The following is a 9,664-nucleotide window of genomic DNA, read 5'->3' as shown; positions in this document are numbered from 1 at the left end:
CCGCATGGGAGAGCCGGGATGTGCGAAGGCTGAATCCCGGGTGTGTCCGAGCGGATCGGTACGGGGTGTGTCAGCCGCCCGCGAGCTGGTCGGTGATCTTCTCCGAGGCCGACTTGGCCTCTTCCTGCGGGTCGCCGCCCTGGAGGACAGCCGTCATGTACGGCTTGATCGGGTTGACGGCCTCGACATTCGCCCACTGCGGCGAGTTGGGCGTCGCACGCCCCTTCGTGGCGCCCCGGGCCATCGCCGCGGTGCCCTCCTGTCCCACGATGACACGCGCGAGACCGGGCTTGTTGGGCACGTAACTCATGGTCCTGGCGAGTTCCTCCTGCCACTTCCGGCCCGCCAGCGCCTTGATCACATCGATACCCGCGGTGCGCTGACTCGCCTTCTGCGGAACGATCAGATCGGACCCGCCGGTGAACACGGAGCCGGGAGCCTTCGCGGTCTTGCCCGGGATCGGGAAGTAGCCCAGCTTTCCCTTGAGTTCGGGGTTCAGCTGCTCGATCTGCGCGGCGGCGCCGGGCACCGAAATGATCTGCGCGACATCGCCCTCGGCAAAGACCTTGGCCTGCGGGGGCCTTTCCTCGTCCGCGTCCTTGGGGCCGTCACCGAGCGCCTGGAGTTCCTTGTAGAAGCTCATCCCCCTGATTGCGCCGGGGCTGTCCAGGGCGCCTTCCCATTCGCCGCCCCTCTCCTCGGCCAGTTCGCCGCCCTCGTCCCAGATGAATCCGGCGAGGACATACCAGTTCTGGCCCGCGAGATAGATGCCCTGATTGCCGTTCCGGTTCAGCTGTGCGCTGACCGCGATCCACTCGTCCCGGGTCTTCGGCGGGGTCTTGATACCGGCCTGCCCGAAGAGGTCCTTGTTGTAGATCACCACTCGATTGGCTGCGTACCACGGGATGCCGTACTGGACGCCGTCGATGCTGCCCGGGTCGGCGAGACCGGGCAGCCAGTCCTCGCTGCCGAGGTCACGCATGGACTCCAGGGTGAGGTCGCTCAGCCCGCCGCTCTCCGCATACTGGGGGACCTGGGTGTTCCCGACCTCGATGACGTCCGGGGTGTCCTTGCCCTTGATCGCGTCGGTGACCTTCGGGCCGATGCCGCTCCAGCTCTGGATCTTGAACTCGAGCTCGATGGAGGGGTGTTCGTCCTCGTACGCCTTTGTGAAGCGCTTCAGGAAATCGGCGGAGACACTGTCCTTCATCAGCCAGATCGTGACCTTTTTGCTGCTGGACGCCTCCGAGCCCGGGACGAAGCCGCATCCGCCCAGCGCAAAGGTGGAAACGAGCACAACGGCTCCGACGAGTATGCGGTTCTTCACCAGGTTCACCTTCTGCGAAACGGCACGACGAAATCCAGAACCCGGTGTGGGGGATTGCGGGCGGCGCTCGCACGGGCGTGGCTGGATTTTGGTATGGACCTTTGCTCTGGTCAAGTCCCGTTCATCACACATTCCGCACACCGACCTCTCGCGCACCCGGGCCGGGTAGGGCACCGTGGTAGGGACGAGAGGAGACATAAGATGTCGAATCACACCTATCGGGTCACGGAAATCGTGGGAACCTCTCATGAAGGCGTCGACGACGCCATCCGCAGAGGCATCGCAAGAGCTTCGGAAACGTTGCACAATCTCGATTGGTTCGAGATCACGCAGGTTCGCGGAGAGATCACGGATGGCCGGATCGAGCACTATCAGGTAGGCCTGAAGGTGGGCTTCCGGCTCGACGAGACGAGCTGATCCGGCACGGCCGGACCCGGGCCGCGTCCGGCCGGTTCCACCACGCCGGAATCACGTACGGCCCTCACGCTCCTGCGCGTCCTCGAGCGCCGGCGACACCTTCGCCCAGCGGGCCCGCACCACGGCGAAGCCGGCCTGCTCCGCCGCATCGCAGACGAGTTCGTCGTCGTCGACCAGCATCCGCACCTCGTGCTCCCGGCCCAGCCGCTTCAGGGTCTCCAGCTTGGTGTACCGGGCCGGCCTGCGGTCGTCGTTGCGGCGCATGTACAACCGCCCCTCGGGCAGTCCCTGTTCCGTCAGCCAGGCCACGGTGTCCCGGCGGCAGCGCTCGGGCCGCCCGGTGAGATACCTGACCTCGCATTCCTCGGCACTGCTCAGTACCAGCCGTACCCCTTCGGGAAGCGGCGGGTCGTCGACAGCCGCGGAGAAGAAGCTGTTCCAGTCGCGCCGTCGCCCCTCCAGATAGTGCTGCCGGTGGCCGGCGTCCGCGAGCGTGCCGTCCAAGTCGAATACGGCCAGGGGCCGGTGGTCACTTCTCACACCCCCAGCAAATCAGACCAGCGCAACCACCAGGAGCACCAGCACGACCACCCCGGCCACCACTGCGGCGACCCGCAGGGACCGGCACCGCGACCAGATCGGGAGGACCTCGGGGCCATCGCGTCCGGGGAAGACATAGAAGACGTGGTCGGGATCGTCGGGGATCGCGACCGCGGCCAACTGCAGCAGGCCGATGTCGACGCGTCGGGCCACTTCGCCCTGGAGCGGTGCGAGGGCCGACTCGACGGCCTTGATGTGGGCCGGGTCCAGACCGCCGGGGAGCGGGCTGCCGACCGAGGTCAGAGTGACGCGTTCCCACGCTCCGACGCGTCCGGTCTGCTGCCGGACGCGCAGCGGCGGTGCCGGCTGCGGCAGCTTCAACGCGGTCCGCTCGGGTGCGTGCCCGACCGAACCCCCGGTCCACAGGGTGACCAGGCCCGTACCGTCGCACGGGGTGTGCGCCGTCGACCTCTCGCCCGAACAGACCGGGCAGACCCTGAAGCCCGTGTCGTCGCACTGCGGACACTTCTTGGTGCCCCTTCCCCGACATTCCGGACAGGCGGTGCGAGGCTTGCGGCACTTCACACAGGTGGTCCGCCCGGCAGTGGGCTTGCCCCGCGCCGACTCGGCCGTCGAGGGGTCCTTGCGGCGCCCGCCCGTGCCGTCGCACCAGGTGCACGGCTCGACACCCTTGCAGGCCGGGCACATCGGGCCGGTGTCACAGCGCAGCTTTCCCTTGGCCCGGCACCGCGAGCACGGCTGCCGTCCCTCGTCGCACCCGCAGGGCACCGTTCGCACCGAGCCACGGAGCACGAACTCCACCGTCCGTGAGACCGTCGGGTCCTTCGGCGGCTCGACCGGATGGTCGCGCAGATCGCCTTCGTACGTGGGCCGCCCCGACGTGTCGTAGGTGCCGGGCCTGGTCTCCGGCCGCGTGGTACGAGTCTCCACGCACCGGACGATTCTCAGGTCGAGCATCGGGAGCTGAGCGATGTCGGCGCCGGTCCGCCGCAGCTGCGGCCCCTGTCCGGGCCGGCCGGTGTGCCGGGCGATCGCTTCGAGGATGTCGTTCTCGGACAGTGGGTCGGCCCTGACGGCGCTTCCACCTCCCCGGTAGGCGCGCCCGTGCGCAGGACGCAGCGTACGGGCGTGGCCGTCCGGCACTCAAGAGTGCGTCGCGAGGACCTCACGAGGACCGCCCCGAGGTCTCCGTCACACCACCCGCGCGCCCACACGCGCGCGCGGATGTGTGATCATGCCCCTACGTTCCGCGCAGATCGCAAAAGGTTGTACAGGATGCGCATGGAACCAAAAGCGTTTGTAAAGCTATATTCAGGTTTGTGGCATCCAACGTTAACCATGTGAAGCGAATACTCCTGCGTTCAGGGAAGAGCCCCTACGACGTCGTCCCCGTCGAGCGAGCTCTCCATGACGACGTGTTCGCCACCAACTCAGGCAACCTGATCTTCAGCGACGCCGCTCACAAGATCCTGGAGACGCCACGTTCGGAGGTGGTGTCGAACGGCATCGCCACCAGGGTCGCCGATGCCGACCGGATCAACAGCGAGTACGACGTCTTCGTCATCCCGCTCGCCAACGCCTTCCGGCCCTCCTTCGAGCGCCAGCTGGAGCGTCTGACGCAGCTGATCACGAAACTGAAGATCCCGGTCGTCGTCCCGGGTGTGGGTGCCCAGACCGGAATCAATTACTCCGCGGAACGGCTGCGGCCCATGCAGCCGACGGTCCACGCGTTCGTCTCCGCCGTGCTCGACCACAGCGCCTCCATCGGCGTGCGCGGGGAGTTCACCGAGCGGTATCTGCGGGACATGGGATTCCGTGACGTGGAGGTCATCGGCTGCCCCTCGATGTTCCTCAACGGCAGCAGGCTCGACATCCGGGAGGGCGGCCGGGCGCTGGGGCCCGAGTCGCGGATCGCCATCAACGGATCCCATGACGCCGTGCGGAAGCACAAACTCGGGCAGATCATCAACCGCACCCACGCGCGCTACCCCCACCTCCGGTTCATCGGGCAGAACCTCTCCGACGCACGTCAGCTGCACTGGCGCGACCTGTCCCATCAGAACGCCTCGCTGACCGACATCCCCACCCACCCCGACCACCCCATGTACGGGGAGGACAAGGTCCGGGTCTACATCGACCCGGTCACCTGGATGGACGACCTGCGGGGCTTCGACTTCTCCTTCGGCTCCCGGATCCACGGCAACATCGCGGCACTGCTGGCCGGAACGCCCGCCACCGTGCTCTGCGGCGACTCCCGGACGCTGGAGCTGTGCCGCTACTTCGACATCCCGCACCGGATGCTCACCGAGGTCCCCTTCGACCTCGACCCCGCCGACCTCTACGCCGAGGCGGACTTCGGGCCGCTGATGCGCGGTCACCGGGAGCGGTTCGACCGGTTCATGAACTTCCTCGACAAGAACGGCCTGGAGAACACCTTCACCCACGGCGACGGCGGTGCGGCCTTCGACGCACGGATGAGCACTCTGGCCTTCCCTCCGGGTATCCGCCCCTGGGTCGGAGCCGACGCCTCCACGATGGGTGCGCGACTCAACTGGCTCCAGTCCCAGCTGACGGACCTCACCGCCCAGAACACCCAGCTCAAGCGGAAGCTCGCGAAGAGCACCGCACTGCCCGTCCAGCGCTCCACGTACCAGCGGGCCCGCAGTGTCGTGGGAAGGCCCATAAAGCGCGCCCTGCGTCCGTCGCGCTAGGACCTGTCCGAACCTCCGAGGCCGGTCCTGCAGGACCGGCCTCCGGTCGTCCGGGGCCCGGGAAATGGTCCGGCAGCCCTGCGCCGACCGGTCCCGCACCTACGGGCCTCACCGCTCCTGAGCCGGTCCTGACGCCTAGAATCGGAGTGTTTGTCCCCAGGCCGTCGGCCCTGCCCCGATCCGTACGGAGTCCCCGCGCACATGTCCACCCCCCACGATCCTTACGTCCGGGTGCGCGGCGCCCGTGAACACAATCTCCAGGACGTCTCGGTCGACATCCCGCGCGACACACTCACCGTGTTCACCGGCGTCTCGGGCTCCGGGAAGTCCTCCCTCGCGTTCGGGACGATCTACGCCGAGGCGCAGCGCCGCTACTTCGAGTCCGTCGCCCCGTACGCCCGCCGGTTGATCCATCAGGTCGGTGCACCCGCGGTCGGCGAGGTCACCGGACTGCCGCCCGCCGTCTCGCTGGAGCAGCGCCGCTCGGCGCCCGGTGCCCGTTCGTCCGTCGGGACGGTCACCACGCTCTCGAACTCCCTGCGCATGCTGTTCTCGCGCGCCGGGGACTACCCGGCCGGCGCCGAACGGCTGGACTCCGACTCCTTCTCACCGAACACCGCCGCCGGGGCGTGTCCTGAGTGCCACGGTCTCGGCCGTATCCACCGGACCACCGAGGAGCTGCTCGTACCCGAGCCCTCGCTGTCGATCCGGGACGGTGCGATCGCCGCCTGGCCGGGGGCCTGGCAGGGCAAGAACCTGCGAGATGTGCTGGACGCGCTGGGCTACGACATCGACCGACCGTGGCGCGAGCTCGACGCCGGGGACCGGGAGTGGATCCTGTTCACCGATGAGCAGCCGGTGGTGACGGTCCATCCGGTGCGTGACGCCGGGCGGATCCAACGCCCTTACCAGGGCACGTACATGAGTGCCCGCCGTTATGTGATGCACACCTTCGCGGACTCCAAGAGCCGTACTCTGCGGGCGAAGGCCGAGCGCTTCCTGACCAGTGCCCCCTGCCCGGTGTGCGGCGGCAGCCGGCTGCGTCCGGAGGCGATGGCCGTCACCTTCGCCGGCCGCTCGATCGCCGAACTCGCAGCGCTTGCGCTCACCTCACTCGCCGAGGTGCTGCGCGCGGCGGGCGGCGGTGACACGGCACGGGTGCTGACGGCAGATCTGCTCGCCCGGATCGAGACGGTCACCGAGCTCGGACTCGGCTATCTCAGCCTCGACCGTACGGCTCCGACACTGTCCTCCGGCGAGCTGCAACGGCTTCGGCTCGCCACTCAGTTGCGCTCCGGTCTGTTCGGTGTCGTCTATGTGCTGGACGAGCCGTCGGCCGGTCTGCACCCGGCGGACACCGAGTCGCTGCTGGGGGTGCTCGGCCGGCTGAAGGAGGCCGGGAACTCGGTCTTCGTCGTGGAGCATCAGATGGATGTGGTGCGCCGGGCGGACTGGCTGGTCGATGTGGGACCGCTGGCCGGTGAGCACGGGGGCCGGGTGCTGCACAGCGGTCCCCCGGCCGGACTTGCGCAGGTGGCGGAGTCGGCGACCCGGCGCTTCCTCTTCGACGACGGACCCGCTCCGGTGCGGGAGGTGCGTACGCCGTCGGGGTGGCTGAAGCTGAACGGGGTCGACCGCCACAATGTGCGGGGGGTGGACGCGGAGTTTCCGCTCGGGGTGTTCACGGCCGTCACCGGTGTCTCGGGGTCGGGGAAGTCGACCCTGGTCGGTCAGGTGCTGGCCGGTGTCCTCGCCGACCGGCATGCCTCCGCCATCGCCGACCTCCCCACCGAGCGTCCCACGCCCGGGTGCGCGTCGGTGGAGGGACTGGAGGCGGTGGACCGTCTGGTGCAGGTCGACCAGAGGCCGATCGGCCGTACTCCTCGGTCCAATCTGGCCACGTACACCGGGCTCTTCGATGTCGTACGGAAACTGTTCACCGAGACGGACACGGCGCGCGAGCGCGGCTACAAGGCCGGACGGTTCTCGTTCAACGTGGCGGGCGGGCGGTGCGAGACCTGCCAGGGCGAGGGGTTCGTCTCCGTCGAACTGCTCTTCCTGCCCAGTACGTACGCGCCCTGCCCCGACTGTCACGGTGCGCGGTACAACCCTCGGACCCTGGAGGTCACCCTGCGCGGTCTCGACATCGCGCAGGTGCTGGATCTGACGGTGGAGTCGGCGGCCGGCTTCTTCGCCGGTACGCCCGCTGCCGAGCGCAGTCTGCGGACTCTGCTCGACGTCGGGCTCGGCTATCTGCGGCTCGGCCAGCCCGCCACGGAGCTGTCGGGCGGCGAGGCCCAGCGGATCAAGCTCGCCGCCGAGCTCCAGCGCACCCGCCGAGGCCACACCATGTATCTGCTCGACGAGCCGACGACCGGGCTGCACCCTGCCGATGTAGAGGTGCTGATGCGCCAGTTGCACGGTCTGGTCGACGCGGGCAACACGGTTGTGGTCGTGGAGCACGACATGGCGGTGGTGGCCGGCGCCGACCGGGTGATCGACCTCGGTCCCGGCGGCGGCGACCGGGGTGGCCGGATCGTGGCGGCGGGACCGCCCGCCGAGGTCGCGCGTGCGGAGGGCAGCCGTACAGCGGCGTACCTCAGGGCGTCCCTCCGTCTCCCCTGAGGATTCAATCGAGTTCAACTCCCCTGTTTCCACCGAGAGTTGCCGCATCAGGCAAGCAATGGGAAATGAAAAGGCAAAGAACATTGACCACAGGCTGGTCCAGACCAATTATGGGCATGCCTCACGGCCGCTCCATGCCGTGCGGCATGTGACCCCCGGCCGGGATTCACAGGAACGGGCCGCGCCCCCGACGGGGCGCGGTCGAGCCGTGCGATCCGCCCGTTGTCTCACCCCGCTGGGAGCACCCCATGAGACGTCCAAGAACACTCGGCGCAGTCCTGAGTGTCCTGGCAACGACCATCGCGTCCGCCGGCCTGATCCTCGGATCGGGAGCCGGTGCGCAGGCCGCCACGACCGCCGCCACGCCCCTGCCCGCACATGTCTTCGCCCCGTACTTCGAGGCGTACAACGGAGACAGCCCGGCCGCCCTCTCCGAGCAGTCCGGCGCCAAGTATCTGACCATGGCCTTCGTCCAGACGGAGGCCCGCGGTTCCTGCACCCCGTACTGGAACGGCGATTCCGGCCAGCCCATCGCACAGTCCGAATTCGGCGCCGACTTCACCACCATCCGGTCGCGCGGCGGCGATGTGATCCCGTCGTTCGGCGGCTACGCGGCCGACAACGGCGGCACCGAGATCGCCGACAGCTGCACCAGCGTCGACTCGATCGCCGCGGCGTACGAGAAGGTCATCACGACCTACGACGTGTCCCGCCTCGACATGGACATCGAGGACAACTCGCTGGAGAACGGCGCAGGAATCGACCGCCGCAACAAGGCGATCAAGAAGGTGCAGGACTGGGCCGCCGCCAACGGGCGCTCGGTGCAGATCTCCTACACCCTGCCCACCACCACGAGCGGTCTCGCCGACAGCGGTCTTGCGGTGCTGGAGAACGCCGTGTCCAACGGCACCAGGGTCGACGTCGTGAACCTCATGACGTTCGACTACTACGACGGCGCCTCGCACAACATGGCGCAGGACACCCAGACGGCGATCACCGGCCTGAAGGGCCAGCTGGCCGGCCTGTACCCGGCGAGGACCGACGCCCAGCTGTGGGGCATGACCGGCATCATCGAGATGCCGGGCATCGACGACTACGGCCCGGCCGAGACGTTCACCACGGCCGACGCCACCTCGGTCTACAACTGGGCCGTGTCCAAGGGCGTCAGCACCCTGTCGTTCTGGGCGCTGCAGCGCGACAACGGTGGCTGCCCCGGCACCGGGGGCAGCGACAGCTGCTCCGGCATCGCGCAGGACACGTGGTACTTCTCCCACACCTTCGAGCCCTTCACGAGCGGCACCGGTCCGGTGACGGACGACTACTCGGTGACCGTCGCACCCGGTTCGGCCACTGTCGCCCCCGGTGGCTCCACCACGGCGGCCGTGAACACCTCGGTCACCTCCGGCAACGCGAAGACCGTCGCGCTGACGACGAGCGGGGCGCCCGCCGGGGTGACAGCGACCCTCAGCCCGGCCTCGGTCACCGCAGGGGGTACGTCGAAGCTGACGGTCGACGCGTCGGCTTCCGCGGCGCCCGGCACGTACCGGATCAATGTGACCGGCACCGCGGGCGCGCTCAGCCACGCGGCGACCTTCACCCTGACGGTGTCGGGTCCGGGTGGTGGCACCGGCGCACTGGTCAACGGCGACTTCGAGACGGGTTCGCTGAGTCCCTGGACCTGTGAGTCCGGCGGCGCGGTCGTCTCCACTCCTGTGCACGGCGGTTCGCACGCGCTCGCTGCGGCGGCCGACTCGTCCCGGACGGGCGAGTGCACGCAAACGCTCAGGCTGTCCCCCAACACCAAGTACACACTGAGTGGTTGGGTGCAGGGCAACTACGGCTACCTCGGTGTGCGGGGCGACGCCTCGGCGAGCACCTGGGGTTCGTCGAGCGGCTATGCCAAGCAGTCGGTGGCGTTCACCACCGGCTCGACCGGCACGGTGACCGTCTATCTGCACGGCTGGTACGGGCAGGGAACGGTCTACGGCGACGACATCTCGGTGACGTCGTGACCTGCCGGTCG

7 protein-coding genes are annotated in these 9,664 nt (G+C 68.5%); 4 read left to right on the top strand and 3 right to left on the bottom strand.

Annotation, left to right across the window (positions count from 1 at the left end; translation table 11 throughout):
* Window positions 1-70: 70 nt before the first annotated feature.
* On the bottom strand, window positions 71-1,327 hold the full coding sequence (locus ACFVYE_RS19490; RefSeq protein WP_383961163.1) for an extracellular solute-binding protein: 1,257 nt from the start codon (window positions 1,325-1,327) through the stop codon (window positions 71-73).
* Window positions 1,328-1,528: 201 nt separating this feature from the next.
* Between ACFVYE_RS19490 and ACFVYE_RS19485 the strand changes: the two genes are divergently transcribed.
* Window positions 1,529-1,744, top strand: a complete 216-nt coding sequence (locus ACFVYE_RS19485; protein ID WP_266355349.1) for a dodecin — start codon at window positions 1,529-1,531, stop codon at window positions 1,742-1,744.
* Window positions 1,745-1,795: 51 nt separating this feature from the next.
* Here ACFVYE_RS19485 and ACFVYE_RS19480 read toward each other — a convergent pair whose 3' ends face one another.
* Together ACFVYE_RS19480 and ACFVYE_RS19475 are read right to left on the bottom strand one after the other, a co-directional pair.
* A complete protein-coding gene (locus ACFVYE_RS19480; RefSeq protein ID WP_383961167.1) occupies window positions 1,796-2,284 on the bottom strand; it encodes a hypothetical protein in 489 nt (162 codons plus the stop codon).
* Between the two features lie 12 nt (window positions 2,285-2,296).
* Window positions 2,297-3,448, bottom strand: a complete 1,152-nt coding sequence (locus tag ACFVYE_RS19475) for a hypothetical protein (protein WP_383961170.1) — start codon at window positions 3,446-3,448, stop codon at window positions 2,297-2,299.
* A 197-nt stretch (window positions 3,449-3,645) separates the two neighbouring features.
* Between ACFVYE_RS19475 and ACFVYE_RS19470 the strand changes: the two genes are divergently transcribed.
* From ACFVYE_RS19470 to ACFVYE_RS19460, 3 genes are all read left to right on the top strand, one after another.
* On the top strand, window positions 3,646-5,016 hold the full coding sequence (locus ACFVYE_RS19470) for a polysaccharide pyruvyl transferase family protein (RefSeq protein WP_389606553.1): 1,371 nt from the start codon (window positions 3,646-3,648) through the stop codon (window positions 5,014-5,016).
* A gap of 201 nt (window positions 5,017-5,217) precedes the next feature.
* Window positions 5,218-7,641 (top strand): ABC transporter, encoded by a 2,424-nt coding sequence (locus ACFVYE_RS19465; protein WP_383961176.1) that lies wholly within the window; start codon window positions 5,218-5,220, stop codon window positions 7,639-7,641.
* Between the two features lie 248 nt (window positions 7,642-7,889).
* Window positions 7,890-9,653, top strand: a complete 1,764-nt coding sequence (locus ACFVYE_RS19460; protein WP_383961179.1) for a glycosyl hydrolase family 18 protein — start codon at window positions 7,890-7,892, stop codon at window positions 9,651-9,653.
* Window positions 9,654-9,664 lie beyond the last annotated feature (11 nt).

The organism is Streptomyces sp. NPDC058239, from assembly GCF_042882185.1.
Lineage (GTDB): Bacteria > Actinomycetota > Actinomycetes > Streptomycetales > Streptomycetaceae > Streptomyces.
Note: the sequence above shows the minus strand (reverse complement) of the source record. Positions and strands in the feature narration are given on the sequence as shown.

What these genes read in the sequence shown, in the direction of transcription:
- ACFVYE_RS19460 (WP_383961179.1), top strand. Translation starts at nt 7,890, where the DNA reads ATGAGACGTCCAAGAACACTCGGCGCAGTCCTGAGTGTCCTGGCAACG.
- ACFVYE_RS19485 (WP_266355349.1), top strand. Translation starts at nt 1,529, where the DNA reads ATGTCGAATCACACCTATCGGGTCACGGAAATCGTGGGAACCTCTCAT.
- ACFVYE_RS19465 (WP_383961176.1), top strand. Translation starts at nt 5,218, where the DNA reads ATGTCCACCCCCCACGATCCTTACGTCCGGGTGCGCGGCGCCCGTGAA.